The 16,300-nt window shown below is 35.8% G+C and carries 16 protein-coding genes and 1 riboswitch; of the genes, 7 read left to right on the top strand and 9 right to left on the bottom strand.

Translation table 11 applies throughout. The annotated features are described in order from the left end of the window. Positions 1-33: 33 nt before the first annotated feature. From FS486_RS17045 to FS486_RS17025, 5 genes are all read right to left on the bottom strand, one after another. Positions 34-741: an ABC transporter ATP-binding protein gene (locus FS486_RS17045; RefSeq protein WP_144513213.1), complete on the bottom strand. Its 708-nt coding sequence runs from the start codon at positions 739-741 to the stop codon at positions 34-36. After that, positions 734-1,522: an ABC transporter ATP-binding protein gene (locus FS486_RS17040; RefSeq protein ID WP_144513166.1), complete on the bottom strand. Its 789-nt coding sequence runs from the start codon at positions 1,520-1,522 to the stop codon at positions 734-736. Before FS486_RS17040 ends, FS486_RS17045 begins: the two co-directional genes overlap by 8 nt. Continuing rightward, positions 1,512-2,462 carry a branched-chain amino acid ABC transporter permease gene (locus FS486_RS17035; protein WP_144513164.1) on the bottom strand — a complete coding sequence of 317 codons (951 nt, stop codon included), beginning with the start codon at positions 2,460-2,462 and terminating at the stop codon, positions 1,512-1,514. Before FS486_RS17035 ends, FS486_RS17040 begins: the two co-directional genes overlap by 11 nt. 13 nt (positions 2,463-2,475) lie before the next feature. Next, positions 2,476-3,351 (bottom strand): branched-chain amino acid ABC transporter permease, encoded by an 876-nt coding sequence (locus FS486_RS17030; protein ID WP_144513162.1) that lies wholly within the window; start codon positions 3,349-3,351, stop codon positions 2,476-2,478. Positions 3,352-3,440: 89 nt separating this feature from the next. Beyond that, positions 3,441-4,619: an ABC transporter substrate-binding protein gene (locus FS486_RS17025; protein ID WP_144513160.1), complete on the bottom strand. Its 1,179-nt coding sequence runs from the start codon at positions 4,617-4,619 to the stop codon at positions 3,441-3,443. A 437-nt stretch (positions 4,620-5,056) separates the two neighbouring features. On the opposite strand from FS486_RS17025, the gene pepF reads away from it, so the two are divergent. After that, the gene (pepF, locus tag FS486_RS17020) at positions 5,057-6,865 is read left to right on the top strand and encodes an oligoendopeptidase F (RefSeq protein WP_144513158.1); all 1,809 of its coding nucleotides are present in this window, start codon (positions 5,057-5,059) and stop codon (positions 6,863-6,865) included. Positions 6,866-6,974: 109 nt separating this feature from the next. Here the strand turns inward: pepF and FS486_RS17015 are convergent, their stop codons facing one another. Further along, positions 6,975-8,444, bottom strand: a complete 1,470-nt coding sequence (locus FS486_RS17015; protein WP_144513156.1) for a DHA2 family efflux MFS transporter permease subunit — start codon at positions 8,442-8,444, stop codon at positions 6,975-6,977. 186 nt (positions 8,445-8,630) lie between these two features. On the opposite strand from FS486_RS17015, the gene FS486_RS17010 reads away from it, so the two are divergent. The 3 genes from FS486_RS17010 (at position 8,631) to FS486_RS17000 (ending at position 11,177) form a co-directional block, all read left to right on the top strand. Continuing rightward, entirely contained in the window at positions 8,631-9,515 is an 885-nt protein-coding gene (locus FS486_RS17010) for a TetR/AcrR family transcriptional regulator (protein WP_144513154.1), read from the top strand. Continuing rightward, a complete protein-coding gene (locus tag FS486_RS17005; RefSeq protein ID WP_144513152.1) occupies positions 9,512-9,787 on the top strand; it encodes a hypothetical protein in 276 nt (91 codons plus the stop codon). The genes FS486_RS17010 and FS486_RS17005 overlap by 4 nt, the downstream gene beginning before the upstream one ends. Before the next feature lie 112 nt (positions 9,788-9,899). Next, the gene (locus FS486_RS17000; protein WP_144513150.1) at positions 9,900-11,177 is read left to right on the top strand and encodes an MFS transporter; all 1,278 of its coding nucleotides are present in this window, start codon (positions 9,900-9,902) and stop codon (positions 11,175-11,177) included. Positions 11,178-11,224: 47 nt separating this feature from the next. Here FS486_RS17000 and FS486_RS16995 read toward each other — a convergent pair whose 3' ends face one another. Both FS486_RS16995 and FS486_RS16990 read right to left on the bottom strand, forming a co-directional pair. After that, a complete protein-coding gene (locus tag FS486_RS16995) occupies positions 11,225-11,806 on the bottom strand; it encodes a YitT family protein (RefSeq protein WP_144513148.1) in 582 nt (193 codons plus the stop codon). A 99-nt stretch (positions 11,807-11,905) separates the two neighbouring features. Beyond that, positions 11,906-12,388 carry a PaaI family thioesterase gene (locus FS486_RS16990; RefSeq protein WP_144513146.1) on the bottom strand — a complete coding sequence of 161 codons (483 nt, stop codon included), beginning with the start codon at positions 12,386-12,388 and terminating at the stop codon, positions 11,906-11,908. A 342-nt stretch (positions 12,389-12,730) separates the two neighbouring features. Here FS486_RS16990 and FS486_RS16985 point away from each other — a divergent pair, with 342 nt between their 5' ends. Then, positions 12,731-13,075, top strand: a complete 345-nt coding sequence (locus FS486_RS16985; protein ID WP_144513144.1) for an ATPase — start codon at positions 12,731-12,733, stop codon at positions 13,073-13,075. 207 nt (positions 13,076-13,282) lie between these two features. Then, positions 13,283-14,446, top strand: coding sequence for a pyridoxal phosphate-dependent aminotransferase (locus FS486_RS16980; protein WP_144513142.1), 1,164 nt, complete (start codon positions 13,283-13,285; stop codon positions 14,444-14,446). Positions 14,447-14,562: 116 nt separating this feature from the next. Here FS486_RS16980 and FS486_RS16975 read toward each other — a convergent pair whose 3' ends face one another. Further along, positions 14,563-15,069: a PPC domain-containing DNA-binding protein gene (locus FS486_RS16975; protein WP_144513140.1), complete on the bottom strand. Its 507-nt coding sequence runs from the start codon at positions 15,067-15,069 to the stop codon at positions 14,563-14,565. A 150-nt stretch (positions 15,070-15,219) separates the two neighbouring features. Further along, a riboswitch (SAM riboswitch) is annotated at positions 15,220-15,332 on the top strand. Between the two features lie 95 nt (positions 15,333-15,427). Here FS486_RS16975 and FS486_RS16970 point away from each other — a divergent pair. Then, a complete protein-coding gene (locus tag FS486_RS16970) occupies positions 15,428-16,249 on the top strand; it encodes a MetQ/NlpA family ABC transporter substrate-binding protein (protein WP_144513138.1) in 822 nt (273 codons plus the stop codon). Positions 16,250-16,300: the final 51 nt, after the last annotated feature.

Here is a 16,300-nt window from a genome sequence, read left to right as displayed (position 1 = left end):
TAAGTCCTATTAACTTAACGGGAGCTTTTCTTATTAATGACCACCTAAATACGCTTGTCTAACCTCTTCACTTGTTTGTAACTCATGAGCAGAACCCGATAATACAACTCTACCTGTCTCTATAACATATCCGCGACTAGCTACCGAAAGTGCCATATTCGCATTTTGTTCAACAAGTAAAACCGTTGTTCCATCGCGGTTAATATCTTCAATTACTTGGAATATAGTTTTAACCATTAAAGGAGCTAAACCCATCGATGGTTCATCCAATAATACAAGTTTAGGTTTTGCCATAATTGCACGACCCATTGCTAACATTTGCTGTTCTCCACCTGAAAGTGTACCCGAATGTTGTTTTTTACGCTCTAAAAGTCTAGGAAAAATCTCATACACCTTTTGCATATCACTATGAATCCCAGCCTTGTCCTTGCGGAGAAATGCACCTAACTCTAAGTTTTCTTCAACAGTAAGGTTTGCAAATACTCTACGTCCTTCCGGCACATGGGAAATACCGGCTTTTACTATCGACTGTGCTTGTTTGCCAGAGATAGATTTGTCTAGGAATTCTATTTTCCCTTTTTTCGGTTTCAACAAGCCCGACAAAGTTTTCAACAATGTACTTTTACCCGCTCCATTTGCTCCAATTAGGGTTACGATTTCTCCTTCATTTACATTAATCGAAACATCTCGAAGTGCTTGAATATTTCCATAATATACATCTATATTTTCTACTTTAAGCATTGACATCGTGAACTTCCTCCCCTAAATAAGCCTCAATAACCTTAGGATGGTTACGAATCTCTTCTGGTGATCCTTCTGCAAGAAGTTGTCCATGATCCAAAACGTAAATTCTTTCACAAACACCCATTACTAAATTCATATCATGTTCGATTAGTAGAATGGTTAAATCGAATTCTTTTCGTATAAAAGCAATCAAGTCCATTAAGTCTTTTGTTTCTTGCGGGTTCATACCTGCTGCTGGTTCATCCAATAACAGAAGTTTAGGTCCAGCTGCCAACGCGCGTGCAATTTCCAATCTTCGTTGTTGTCCATAAGGTAAATTTTTTGCTAACTCATCCTTATATTTATCTAACTTAAATATTTTTAGAAAGTCTATCGACTTTTCATGCATTTCCTGTTCACCTTTAAAGTGAGAAGGTAAACGTAAAATAGAGCTAACAATCGAATGTTTTGCCAACGAATGATAGGCAACTTTCACATTATCTAAAACGGATAATTCATTGAACAGCCGAATGTTCTGGAAGGTTCTGCTGATTCCTTTTCTCGTTACTTTAAAAGGTTGCAAACCGTTTATTCTCTCTCCATTAAATAGAATATCTCCTTCTGTAGGGACGTAAACCGCTGTTAATAGGTTAAAGCTTGTAGTCTTACCCGCTCCATTTGGTCCAATTAATCCGACAAGCTCCCCATGATTCAATTTCATATTGAGATTTTGTACTGCTTTTAATCCACCAAACTGTATTCCGGCATTTTTTACTTCAAGCAACGGTTTATTTTCCATGTTGACCGCCTCCTTTTGGCGTTCTCCAGAGTTTGAAATAATCTGTAATTTCCATCGTACCCATGAGTCCCTTTGGACGATATAGCATTACTAAAATTAATACAAGACTATAAATAATCATGCGAGTTTCAGGATACCCTTGCAGATAAGTAGAAACTACAGTTAATAAAATAGCGGAAAGCACCGCACCCGAAAGGCTTCCCAAACCACCTAAAACTACGAATATCAGAATATCAAATGACTTTAAAAAGCCGAATTGACTCGGTTGGATAATGTAGAAATTATGCGAATACAACGCTCCTGCAACACCAGCAAAAAAGGATCCAATTGCAAAGGCAATTACTTTATAGTACGTCGTATTTATACCCATTGCATCTGATGCAATTTCATTTTCTCGAACGGAGATCGCTGCTATACCATGTCTTGAATTAGTGAAATTTACTATAACTACAATCGTGATAACTAGACAAACAAATGCATATGTCCAAGTTGTCAAATGAGAAACCTGCATTCCTGCAGCTCCACCTACATAGTCAATATTCAAAAACACAATACGAATAATTTCTGCAAATCCAAGCGTTGCAATTGCTAAGTAATCCCCTTTTAAACGTAAACTAGGAATACCTACAACCAGTCCCGCTAACGCTGCAATAACTCCCCCTACAATAATAGCAACGAAAAAAGGAAGATGTAACTTCATCGTCACAATTGCCGATATATACGCTCCTACAGCTAGGAAACCAGCATGACCAATAGAAAATTGCCCTGTAATACCAATTACTAGATGTAGGCTGACTGCTAAAATTATGTTGATGGCTATAAATATGAGCGTATTAGAGTAAAATTGATTTAGCGTTCCATTTGCAATTAAAACTTGAACAACTGCATATACTAATACCGCTGCAACAATAAACAGCCAAAACTGTTTTGACTTTTTCATAATTATGTATCACCTACACTTTCTCTCGTGTATTTTTTCCAAAGATTCCTGATGGTCTAAAGATTAGAATTAAGATTAAAATGATGAATGCTGCAGCATCTCTCCATAAAGAGAATCCTAATGCACTAACAATCGTTTCTACAACTCCTAGCACTAAACCACCAACCATTGCACCAGGAATAATTCCAATTCCTCCAAGGACCGCCGCTACAAATGCTTTCACACCTGGGATTACACCCATAAGCGGGTCAATCTTTGTATAATAAACACCGAATATAACACCAGCTGCTCCAGCTAAAGCTGAACCAATTGCGAAAGTTGCAGATATTGTATTATCAACATTTATCCCCATTAGCTTTGCTGCTTCTGTATCATGAGAAACAGCTCTCATCGCTTTTCCGGTTTTTGTTTTATGCACAATAAACTGCAATAAAATCATTAATACGACCGAAACAGACAGAATTAGAATGGACTGAATGCTGATCTGTGCACCTAAAAATTCAAATGAACGATTAGAAAACACATCTGGGTAAGCTTCTGGTTGAGCCCCCCTAATATAAATTACGCCATATTCAATTAGTAACGATACACCTATCGCCGTAATAAGTGCAGCGATTCTTGTTGCATTTCGTAGGCGCTTATACGCAATTCGCTCAATAATTACACCAAACAATGCACAGGCAGCCATTGATAAAACTAGCGCAGGGAAAAAGCCTAAACCAAATACGGTAATAGAATAAAATCCAATAAACGAACCTACCATGAATACGTCACCGTGTGCAAAGTTGATCAGCTTGATAATTCCATATACCATCGTGTAACCGAGGGCAATTAATGCGTATATACTCCCGAGTGAAATGCCGTTAATCAATTGCTGTATCCATTCCATAAATTTTCACTCCTATAACTTAAGATTTCCACTTGTTTAGAAATAAGAAAAGGAGGGATATCAATCCCTCCATATAAAACATACGAATCTTAAGGATTTACTTTCGTATTAAATACTTGCTTTCCATCTACGTATTCAATAATTACAGCTGATTTAATCGGATGATGATTTTCATCTACAGAGTATAATCCAGTTACTAAATCTAATTGATCAGTAGCTTCAATCGCTTCTTTTATTTTTGTACCGTCAGTAGATTTTGCACGCTCGATAGCATCTTTTAACAGATAAACCGTATCGTATCCAAGTGCATTGAATGAGTTAGGTTCTTTTCCATACTTTTCTTTAAATTTTTCAGAAAAATCCTTCGCTTTACCATCTGGATCTTCAGATGAGAATGCAGTAATAATGAATGAATTGTTTAATGAATCCGCTCCCGCTAAGTCAACCAATGTCGGTGAATCCCAGCCATCAGCACCCATTAATGGAACCGTGATTCCTAATTCACGTGCTTGCTTAACAATAAGTCCAACTTCTTCATAATACCCAGGAATAAAAATAAATTCAGGATTAGAAGACTTAATACGAGTTAGATTTGAACGGAAATCCGTATCTTTTGCCACGTATGATTCTTGTGCAACGATTTTGCCTCCAGCTGCTTCAAAATCTTTAATAAAAGAAGCAGCAAGACCTTTTGCATAGTCACTTGCATTGTCTGCATATACTGCTGCCGTTTTTACTTTTAACTCGTTAGCAGCAAAGTTAGCAGCTACTGTCCCTTGGAAAGGATCAATAAATGCTGTACGGAATGTAAATGGATTTACCTTCCCATCATCTCCTACAGTAACAGTTGTACTTGTACCTGAAGGTGAAATCATTGGTGTTTTTGTGTCTGTCGCAATTTGTACTTGCGCTACTGAGTTACCGCTAGTTGCAGCTCCAATAATTGCTGTTACTTTGTCTTGACTCGTTAATTTGATGGCACCATTTGTTGCTTCTGCAGCATCCGATTTATTGTCTACCTTGATAAGTTCAATTTGTTTGCCATCAATCCCACCAGCAGCGTTGATTTCTTCTACAGCTAGGTCAATTGCATCTGCTTCCGAAGTACCGTATGATGCTGTTGCTCCAGAAAGTTCGAGATTGGCACCTATTTTAATAGTTCCTCCATCTTTCGAACCACTACCTTCTTCCCCATCTGAACATCCTGCAAGAATCCCCACTAAAAGCGAAGAAGCAAGGAATAATGAAGCAAATTTCGATTTCTTCATAAATTTAAACCCCCTATTTTTGTTTGACAATTCTGAATTTATAAGTCATACTACTTGCCTTTCTCTTTTTCTGGCAAGAAACTATTCAGAATCTATCAAGTTGTTGTTGTGAACAATTTCATTGTAAAACAAAGTTTATATTCAGTCTATATATATTTTTCATTTTGTTTGGAAAGTTCAGATATTTTGTTAGTATAGTATTTTATAAATTATAGAAAAGCCTTGTACTTAAAGCGTTTCCAAGCTAAAAACACTCGAACATCCCTCCTACATTATTTTCTAATTTAATAAATAGTAAATGGATTATTTTATCATTATTACTAATATATCTGTAAATAAACGGAAATTAATGAATTTAATGATTGTTTTTACTTTTTAGTTTTCATTAGGTATACTATAGAATAGTTCGATATCCGTAATAAAAAGGAGAGATTTAAATGGTACAAAAGTTGCCTAATCGTGACCAAGTGTCACTAGAAGAAACATGGAATTTAAAAGACTTATTTATAACTGAAGATGACTTTTCAAATACGTTGGTTGAAATCGAGGAGGATGTCCAAGTATTTTGCGAAAAGTTCAAAGGAACCATTACCACTTCTTCAAAGATAGTAGAGGCTTTAATAGATTATATGTCACTCTATGAAAAAATCGTTCCCGCTGGAACATACGCTAGTCTCTCTCTTAGTACAGATCAAACAAATAGTGAAGCGCAAATGAGAGCAAGTAAATTTGGTTCTCTTTCCGCAAAAATCAGTAGCAAGCTAGCTTTTTTAAATAGCGAGTTAGTAGAATTACCAGATAAATTAATAGTCGACGCAATTAAAACTGCACCTGCATTTCAGCATTATTTGGAGACATTATTAAAAAAGAAAAAACACCAATTACATCCCGAAGTTGAAAAAACACTTGCTGCATATTCAGCTTCATTTAATGCTCCTTATAAATTATATGATACGACGAAAATGCTCGATATTTCATTTGATAATTTTGAAGTGGACGGAAAATCGTATCCATTAAGTTATGTATCTTTTGAAAATGATTGGGAAGCAGAAACAGACCCAGCCATTCGACGAGCTGCGTTTAATGCATTTTCAAAAAAACTAAAAGAATACCAACATACGACTGCAAAGACATATGATATGCATATACAAATGGAAAAAACAACAGCCGATATACGCGGTTATGACTCTGTTTTTGATTATCTATTATTCAATCAAGAAGTAGACCGTTCCTTATATAACCGTCAAATTGATTTAATCATGAAAGAATTAGCTCCCCATATGAGAAAATATGCAAAATTACTTCAAAAAGCGCATGGATTAGATAAAATGACATTCGCTGATTTAAAAATTTCACTTGACCCAACTTATGAACCGAAAATTTCAATAGAAGAATCTAAAAAATATATTGATGATGCTTTAGCAGTGATGGGAAAAGAATATATCCAAATGGTCGATCGGGCTTATAAAGAACGTTGGATAGACTTCGCACAAAATGCTGGTAAGTCAACTGGTGCTTTTTGTTCTAGTCCTTACGGTAATCATCCATATATTTTAATATCTTGGTCAGCTAGAATGAATGAAGTATTTGTGCTTGCTCATGAACTTGGACATGCCGGTCATTTTTATCATGCAAATAAAGAACAAACCATTTTTAATGCACGTCCATCTTTATACTTTATCGAAGCACCTTCTACAATGAATGAGATGCTTGTTGCAAATCATTTATTAAAAAACTCGGATGATCCTAAATTTAAACGTTGGGTGATTTCTTCTATTGTAGCGAGAACATATTATCACAATTTCGTAACACATTTGTTAGAGGCAGCTTATCAACGTAAGGTGTATGATCGTGTAGATCAAGGTTTAAATGTTAATGCACAGATTTTAAATGAGTATAAACGTAGTGTGTTAGAAGAATTTTGGGGTGATGCTGTTGAAATAACAGAAGGTGCCGAACTTACCTGGATGCGACAACCCCATTATTATATGGGATTGTATCCATATACGTATAGTGCTGGCTTAACTATTTCCACTCAAGTATCCAAACGTATTTTAAACGATGGCCAAGTTGCCGTTGATGAATGGATAGATGTACTAAAAGCGGGCGGTACAAAGACACCTGTGGAACTAGCAAAAATGGCAGGTGTGGATATTACAACTGAAAAACCACTTCAGGACACAATAGCTTATATTGGTACTCTTATCGACGAGTTAATAAACCTAACAGATGAAATTGAAAACTAAGCTTTAAAAAATCAAAAGGAGCATGAAGTGACTACCTCACCTCATGCTCCTTTTTACTTATTTTAACTAGCTGCTATCTCCCACACAGAAAAGAAAAAATGTTGCCGGTTTAACTTTCTTTTCTAACCTTTACTCTTTTCACAAATAAAGATAATAGTAAAGCGACTATTGTAACAAGCGTCGCGATAAAGAATGTATGGTTGATACCTTCTAACATCGCTTTCATACCTAAATCCATTTTGAATTGCGCAAGACCCTCTGCACTCGTAGGCATTTTACCAGATGCAGCAGCCTTTGCGGCAAGTTTTTCTGCTGAAGATTCCATTTTGGAGTTCATGATAGTTAAGAATATAGCGGAACCAATTGCACCAGATACTTGTTGTAAAGTATTGTTCATGGCAGTACCATGAGGATTCATTTTCATTGGTAATTGGTTTAGACCGTTTGTCATAATAGGCATCATAACCATAGACATACCAAACATACGTAGTGTATAAATGCCCATAATATAGTAGTATTCAGAATCTTGAGCTAAATTACTCATTAAATAAGTTGCAACGGAAGTAATAGTTAGACCCACTATCGCCAAAATACGAGCCCCGTATTTATCAAAAATCTTCCCTGTAATCGGAGACATTATTGCCATCGCAATCGCACCTGGTAGCATTAGTAATCCAGAATGGAATGGTGAAATTCCACGTATTGTTTGAACATAAAGTGGAGTTAAAATCATTCCTGAGAACATTGCTGCAGAAACAACAATGGAAATAATAGAAGCCAACGCAAACATAGGGTATTTGTAAATTCTAACATCGAGCATTGGTTCATCTAGTATTAATTGTCTCCAAACGAAAAGAATAAGGCCAATAGCACCAATAATGATTGTACCGTATACAATCGGAGCGTCCCAACCTTTATCACCAGCAGTACTAAATCCGTACAGAAGTGCCCCAAAGCCAATACTTGATAAGATGAGTGAAAATACATCTAATTTTACTTTACTATTAGGTGTAATATTACGTAATTTAAAAATAGCAAAGAGTAAAACGATTACTGCAAACGGCAAAATTATTTCAAACAACGCTCGCCATTCCGCATGTTCCAATATAAATCCTGATAAAGATGGTCCTATAGCTGGAGCTAAAATCATTACTAACCCGAACATCCCCATTGCAGCCCCACGACGTTCAATTGGGAATGCAGTCAACATAACATTCATAAGAAGTGGCATCATCATTGCAGAACCTGCTGCTTGAATCATTCGTGCTGCGATTAATACTCCGAATGCGGGAGCAAAAGCCGCTAATAATGTACCGGCTGTAAAAAATATCATTGCAGTGATAAACAGTTTTCTATTAGTAAATCTTTGTACGAAAAACGCACTTGCAGGGATTAAAATCCCATTGACTAACATATAGCCTGTCGTTAGCCATTGTACAACAGACGGCTTGACGTCAAACTCAGTCATGATTGTTGGCAACGCTACATTTAATAACGTATTATTCAAAAACGCAATGAATGCTCCTACAAAAAGGATTGCAATCATTGCATATGGTGGTTTTTGTTGCATTTCTGTCATTCAAATTTTCCTCCTATTATATTAAGCTTCTTACTTTCGTTCCTGTATTATAACACTTTGAATATTTTATACTCATAGTTCAAAAAAAGCAAACAAAATATTTTAATCCAGCAAATAAGTTTGATAAACGTTGATTTAACGGTTAATATATGAGTTATACTACTAGTCTAAAGGTGATTAAAAAACATGAGTCCTAAAAAACGCAATATTTTAGAAGCGGCACAACGACTATTTATCGAAAAAGGATTTAGATCAACTTCAGTAAACGATATTATTGAAGAAGCAAAAGTTTCAAAGGGTACCTTTTATAATTATTTTTCATCTAAAAATGAGTGCATTATAGCTATTTTGGAAAACGCAAGAGAAGAGACCTCTATAAAAAGAAGAGCCGTACATACACAACAGAATGTATCGGATGTGAATGTTTTAAGTGAACAGATTACTATTCGATTGGATATCTATCATGAACATAATTTATTCCCTCTTTTTTCATCTATTATTAACTCACAAGATGTGGAGCTTCGAGATCTTATAAAGAAGAATTACTTTGAAGAAATTGTTTGGCTTTCCAATCGATTAGTAGATGTCTTTGGCGAACAAACAAAAGACGTCGGAACAGATTGTGCCGTACTTTTACTAGGGATGATCCAACAACTGCGCCATCCGTGGGTCAGTCAACCTGCGAATGTTTCTTTTGAACGGTTAATTCAATTTGTGATGAGAAGAATCGAATCGATTATTTATGATATGGCTACAACAAAGGACTCTTTATTAAAAAAATCTGCTTTCGAGCTTTTGAAGGAAGAGTCTACTTTAACTAAAGAGGAAATAATCGAACGATTAGAAAGTTTCTATTTCCAAGAAAAAAATGTACTCCCAGTTAATGTAATACAAGCAATAGAATTTATTTTAGAAGAATTATCAAAAGAGAAACCAAGAGCCTTCTTATTGGAAAAAATCGTCCCTACTTTGACAGAAGCATTTATGGGAAGCCAACAAGAACAAAAGGCGACCAATATTATTTATAATCTTTGGGAACTATTAGATACTTGGGGAGTTGTTAGAAAATGATGGATAAAATAATTCAACAATACCAAGACGATGAACATATTATGATTCAATTGTTTGCCGCATGGTGCGCAAATCACCAGTTAGATGCATTTGCTTTATATGCACAAGCATATCCCCTACAGCAAAAGAATATACCCCTCATTAATGCTGTCAAAGAAATTGAAAGAGATACCTTAGAAATAGATACTGAAACAGTAGTAAATGTCCTACAGCTCTTTGGTAATGAAGACCTTGCATTTGTTGTTTTACAAGAAGCGAAGAAAATCAAATAAAGCCGTGGACAAATCATCTTGTTAAATTTTCGTAATCTTTCTAAATTTTTTACCTGGATTGTTCTGAATCATGTACAATTAGGAAAAAGATGATTGGGGGTCTATTAGACAGATGAAAAATTTCACAAAAGAGGAGAATAGTTGGGCGCTCTATGACTGGGGATCATCGGCATATTCAATTATTATTACTACCGCAGTTTTTCCATTATTTTATAAATCCTCAGCGACTGCTGCTGGGATAAATGCAGCTGATTCCACAGCTTATTTAGGATATACAATCGCCATCTTTACATTTATTTTAGCAATGATTGGTCCCATCCTAGGAACGATTGCGGATTATCGGGGAATGAAAAAGAAGTTCTTTACTTTCTTCTATATACTAGGTGTTACATTTACGGCACTACTTGCATTTGTCCCGTTTGAGAATTGGCTTCTATTGCTCATTTTCTATACAATTGCAGCACTCGGAGCTACAGGTGCAAACGTTTTTTACGATGGATTTATCGTCGATGTAACAACCAATAAACGTATGCATAAAGTTTCATCAAGAGGATATAGTCTCGGTTATATAGGAAGCACCATTCCATTTTTAATCAGCATCATTATTATTGTTTTAACTCAAAAGGGCCTAATACCAGTCTCCGTAACAAATGCTAGTCGAATTGCTTTTCTCATTACTGCCATTTGGTGGGTCGCATTTTCTATCCCACTGTTTAAAAATGTGCAGCAAATTCATTATATTGAACGTGATGGAAAACCAATTGTCCAAAGTTTTAAACGCTTAGGTAAAACGTTTAAAGAAATTCGTCAATATAAAGCATTGTTCTTGTTTTTACTAGCATACTTTTTCTATATTGATGGAGTTGGAACAGTTATTAATATGTCAACAGCTTATGGGACCGACCTAGGACTAAGTGCTACTAGTCTACTAATCGTTCTTTTTGCGACCCAAGTAGTCGCCGCACCGTTTGCTCTTTTGTATGGAAGACTTGCTGGAAAGTTTTCAGAGAAAAAAATGCTCTATGTTGGAATTATTGTTTATATTATAGTTTGTACGTATGCTTTTTTCTTAGAGACAGTAGTTGATTTTTGGATTTTAGCGATGCTTGTGGCAACATCCCAAGGGGGAATCCAGGCACTTAGTAGATCTTATTTTGGAAAACTGGTACCTAAAGAAAATTCCAATGAGTTTTTTGGTTTTTATAATATTTTTGGTAAATTTGCATCTATTATAGGTCCATTATTGGTCGGGCTAACCGCACAATTGACTGGCAAATCCAATTATGGCGTGTTTAGCTTAGTCATTTTATTTATTATTGGTTTTATCCTATTATCTAGGGTTCCAGAACCAACAACTAGTCCATCTGTAGATGAAGTGAGCGCAACTTAATACAGACATAAGAGAGGAAGCAGATAATTATCTACTATCCTCTCTTTTTAAGATTGTTTTATTACAATCAACGAAGTCGCTATACCTACGGAGATTACTGTTATACAGGAGTTTAATAAAGAAACGGCTTCAACTAATATGCTCCCAATTGAGACGACTACAATATCTATAGTTAATATACATAAACCCGGATTAATATGAAGAAGCTTTGCAATCATTTGAGCCAACAAATCGGTTCCACCAATTGTCGTATCAAAGCGTAGCATAATACCGATCCCTGATCCTATTAATACCCCTCCACACATAGCTCCAAGAATTTCATTTGTAATTAACTTTTCACCTGCAATATGTATAGGATATAAAAAATCAATAACAAGAGAAGAAAATAATAGTCCATGTATACCATTATAAAAATAAGAACGATAATACATCCAGGCTATGAAAAAAATAGGAAGACTCACACATATTATCGCAAATCCTACTTTTATTTCAAATAAGTAATTAATGATTAAACCTAGTCCAATACCCCCACCATCCAATAAGTGAAATGGAACTAAAAAGAAGTTTATACCTATACCGACTAATATACTTCCAATTACTATAATGACTGATTTATTGATAAAAAACATTTTCCCCACCTTCCACTTATACATATATATGTCCAAAAACTAAAAAAAACACAGGAAAGTATATCCCTGTGTTTATTAATCGTATATAGAGTTAGTTTATTAACTGGATTGGGCAAAGTTGGCAGGCATCACAACAGCGATAACTTCCCCTTTTGCACATAATGTGTCCCCAGCGAATACCTCAGTTGTCACTTTCCATTTCTTCGGATGAATTTCTTCTACAGTTCCAACAGCTTTAAGAGTTACTTTTTGCGGAGTAGGTTTTAAGAAGTCCACATGAAGGGAACCTGTAACAAATCTTGGTGGTACCTCCTCACTTCCTGGTTCAAATCCGTTTTTCTTATGCAATGCCAAAGCAGCCGAACCCGTGCCATGACAATCAATTAGAGAAGCAATGAGCCCCCCATAAACAAACCCGGGTATCGCAATATGCTTTTCATTTGGTTCATACATTGTTTCTGTTTTACTACCGTTCCAGTATGTTCGAAAATGATAGCCATCTTCATTCAACCTTCCACAACCATAACACCAGGCAAAATCATCTGGATAATCATCTTGAATTGCGTGAACATCGTTTTCCATGTTAAAAGCCCCCTTTTTTTAACTACTTCTCTATTATACTTTAAAGTTTTAGAAAATTAAAAACATAGTATTGAATATAAGAATAGTTAAATGTTCCTCATCCCATTCAAGAGCTAAAATTATATCCTATGCCCTTCGTTTCGGATGCTCAAACTTTTCCAGCCTTTCGATGTCAAGCAGTTCAATTAACAAAGCTTGAAATTATAAAGTTTATTAATAATCTCTCATAGAACTTTTATAGCAAACTAGATTAATCTACTTATTACATTAATGCAGCACTGAATACCATGAATATATAATCTGCAGATTATAAATCTATAAATGCAAGGAGGTGTATTTTAAATGCCATTAACAACTGGACCAATTGAAAACCAAGGAAATATGCCTGCAAATGCAACTAACGTTCGAGTCAAAATCCTCAATCGTACAGGAGGAGCACTTACTGGAGTAGTTAGGGTTTTCAGACTAAACGGAACAAGACGATTACTTTCATCAGCTAATTTCAACGTAGGTGCTAATGCTTCTGGTTTTGTAACCCTTAGTTTAGTAGGTGGAGCGGCTCAATATGAAATTGAAATTGTTCCTAACCAAACCGGTGGATTATTTACTGCCTACGGAAGAACAGCTTCAGGTACTATCATTACCGCTCAACGAGTTTTAAACTCAGAATTAGTACAGATTCTTTAGTTTTAAAAAGAGATTTTAAAACTAAAATTGTTTTTTAAGGGCTGTCCCTAAGTCGATAAGTTTTCCGACTTTTGGGACAGCCCCTTATTGTATGTCGTGATATACGAGAAAAGCCTGTATTATCATGGTATAGACAAGCTGTGTATTTATGGTAGAATAAAAAAATTGACTAATATATGCAACTATTATGAAAAAGAGGTATTTTACATGGACTTTTCAAATCGACTAAAAAATCTACCAACGCAATTTTTTGCATCTCTCGTTAAAAAAGTAGCAATTGCGGTTTCGGAAGGAAGAGATGTCATCAATTTAGGACAAGGAAATCCTGACCAGGCCACCCCCGAACATATAGTGAAAGCGTTACAAGATGCCGCAGCCAATCCGCAAACGCATAAATATTCTCCTTTCAGAGGAACAAATGATTTAAAGCAAGCTGCTGCTGACTTTTATAAAAGAGAATATAATGTTGATATCGATCCAAATACAGAAGTAGCGATTATGTTCGGAACAAAAATAGGTTTAGTAGAATTGCCGCTTGCCATGATGAATGAACATGAATTAATGCTACTTCCAGATCCAGGATACCCTGATTACTTATCTGGCGCTGGACTAGCAAATGTCCGATTCGATACAATGCCACTTCTAGAAGAAAATGAGTATTTACCGGATTACACCAAATTAACGGCAGAACAAAAACGAGCAGCTAAAATGATGTATTTGAATTATCCAAATAACCCAACAGGCGCTATTGCTACAAAAGCTTTTTTTGAAGAAACTATTCATCTAGCAAAAGAATCGGATATTGCAATTGTTCATGATTTTGCTTATGGAGCAATAGGATTTGATGGAGTAAGACCTATAAGCTTCTTACAAGTAGAAGGTGCAAAAGAGGTTGGAGTGGAAATGTATACTCTGTCGAAAACATATAATATGGCCGGCTGGCGAGTAGGTTTTGCAGTAGGAAACACTAAAATGATTGAGGCTATTAACATTATTCAAGATCACCTTTTTGTAAGTCTCTTCCCTGCTGTTCAAGCTGCAGCCACTGCTGCACTTAATGATAGCCAACAATGTGTAGATGAGCTTGTTTCGTTGTATGATCGGAGAAGAAAAGCATTAGTTCAAGCCTGTACAAAAATTGGGTGGCAAGTAACCGCACCAAAAGGATCTTTTTTTGCTTGGTTACCCGTTGCTAAGGGATATTCTAGTGAAGAATTTGCAGATTTACTGTTAGCAAAAGCAGATGTTGCTGTTGCAGCTGGTAATGGATTTGGAAAATATGGTGAGGGTTATGTTCGAGTTGGTTTACTTGTGGATGAACATAGATTAATCGAGGCTATTGAGCGTATTAAAAAACTAGAATTATTCTAACAAAGTAGGTTAATGCCAATTTTACTTTTAAGAATGGCTTTTGATGGGATGACGGCTTGTTATTTAGAACTATCTTTTAGAAAAAGGTGATCCAAGACATTTTGGATCACCTTTTCTTATTTCACTATCTTTTTTTGTACCAAAGCATTTATTTCTATCGGATAGAACTGATTTGCCCCTGTTTCCCCATCGAACTTACGATGAAACTCCATTCCAGTCACTTCTGCTAAAACTAAATCAACCGTAATCACTGGATTCTCTCCTTTTATAAAATGACCACCGAAAATATTTCCTTTTTGGTCACACATTGTACCATGAAAATGGGTTTCGTACTCCCCTTCCCTTTTACAAATAACTCCTGTGCCCTGCAAAAATTCGATTGGACCTTCCTTTACGATTATATCGTTATAACCCACTCCAATTATTGACTTATCATTAGGTACCAAATAGACAAAGCCACTTCGTTGAAAACTTCCAAAACAACTTATGATGGTTGCATATTCCATATTATTTTCTTCACATATCTGTTCGATTCCTTCTAGCAAATCCGTCCCATACAATAATCGAGCACCTATTGTTTTCCCAAGCTTCCCCGTTGCGTAATTTACTCTTACTGCTGACATAAAAATCATCATCCCTGCATAATTATTTGTTTATAAACACTTTAAACTATATCCACAGAAAATTTCAATTAGAAAAAACTTATTGACTTTAATAAATTGATATAGTAAATTATCTCTTATGGAACTGATGAAAAATTAAATAGCTTATATCTCTTATCAAGAGTAGCTGAGGGACTGGCCCGTTGAAGCTCGGCAACCATCTACATATCTTTTATGTAGAAAGGTGCTAAATCCTGCAAAACATTTGTTTTGAAAGATAAGAGAGGACCCTTGATTTTATTATGCGCCTCTCTTTCTTTTGAAAGAGAGGCTTTTATATTTATTCAACATTCCTAATAATTATTAGGAGGAAGTAAAAATGAAAAAATTTGGTTTATTATTATCAAGCGTACTATTGGCGGGGACTCTTGCGGCGTGTGGAGATAGCTCTAGTGAAGGTGACAAGGCATTAAACGAGAAAAAATTAGTTGTAGGCGTTACCGCAGGACCTCACGAGCAAATCGTAGAAAAAGCGGCTGAAGTAGCGGCAAAGGATGGGCTAGAAATCGACATAAAAGTGTTCTCTGATTACATACTTCCAAACACAGCACTAGCTGAAAAGGACTTAGATGCAAACAGCTATCAGCATGGACCATTCCTAGATACTTTCAACGAAGACCATGGAACTGACCTAGTGCCGGTGGGAAAAACAATATTGAATCCTATGGGTATCTACTCCGAAAAATATAAATCAGTTGATGAACTACCAGATGGAGCAACTTTCGGCTTACCGAATGACCCCACAAATGGAGCACGTGCCTTATATATTTTAGAAGAAAATGGCTATATCAAAATTAAAGAAGATAAGCGAGAAACTGCTTCTATTTACGACATTGAGGAAAATCCGAAAAACTTAAAGTTTATTGAGTTAGAAGCTGCACAAATTCCGAAACAACTAAGTGAAGTGGATGCTGCGGCAATTAACACGAACTTTGCATTAGATGCTGGGATCAATCCTAAAGAAGATTCTATTTTACTAGAATCATCTAAGTCGCCATATGTAAACTATATCGTCGTTCGTGCGGAAAACAAAGACGATCCAACGATTCAAAAATTTGTTAAAGCTTATCAATCAGAAGAAGTAAAACAATTCATCGAAGAAGAATTTCAAGGCTCCGTACTACCTAGCTGGGATGAGTAAAGATTTTGAGAACGTTACCGACATCGGTAACGTTTTCTTTAGAAAGGAAGA

The sequence above is a fragment of the Bacillus sp. FJAT-22090 genome (assembly GCF_007676755.1).
Classification (GTDB): Bacteria; Bacillota; Bacilli; order Bacillales_A; family Planococcaceae; genus Psychrobacillus.
Note: the sequence above shows the minus strand (reverse complement) of the source record. Positions and strands in the feature narration are given on the sequence as shown.